This window comes from Haloferax profundi, from assembly GCF_001469865.1.
Lineage (GTDB): Archaea > Halobacteriota > Halobacteria > Halobacteriales > Haloferacaceae > Haloferax > Haloferax profundi.
Map to the genome: position 1 here is coordinate 1 of NZ_LOPV01000447.1, position 395 is coordinate 395.

At 57.2% G+C, this 395-nt stretch carries 1 pseudogene; it reads left to right on the forward strand.

Going from position 1 to position 395, the window contains the following annotated elements:
• Positions 1–342 (forward strand): annotated as a pseudogene (locus AUR66_RS15130) (bifunctional sugar-1-phosphate nucleotidylyltransferase/acetyltransferase); the annotation flags it as partial.
• Positions 343–395 lie beyond the last annotated feature (53 nt).

Here is a 395-nt window from a genome sequence, read left to right on the forward strand (position 1 = left end):
GAAGACGCCAAAGTCGGCCACAGCGTCGAAATCAAGAATAGCGTCCTCATGGAGGGGGCCACAGTCGGCCACCTCTCGTACGTCGGCGACAGCGTCCTTGGACGAGACGTGAACTTCGGGGCTGGTACGACAGTTGCGAACCTCCGACATGATGACGAAGCTGTAAAGACGCCTGTGAAAGGCGAGTTGACCTCCACAGGTCGACGCAAGTTCGGCGTCGTCTGTGGTGATGACGCGAAGACAGGTATCCAGAGTAGTCTCAATGCGGGTGTGAAACTCGGCGCAGGAGCACGGACGAAACCAGGAGAGGTCGTTCTTAGGGATCGAAAACTCGATAACTAACCAATCGTATTCGCTCGCGCCAGGTTGACTAGTCCTGCGAACGCCAGCGTGCG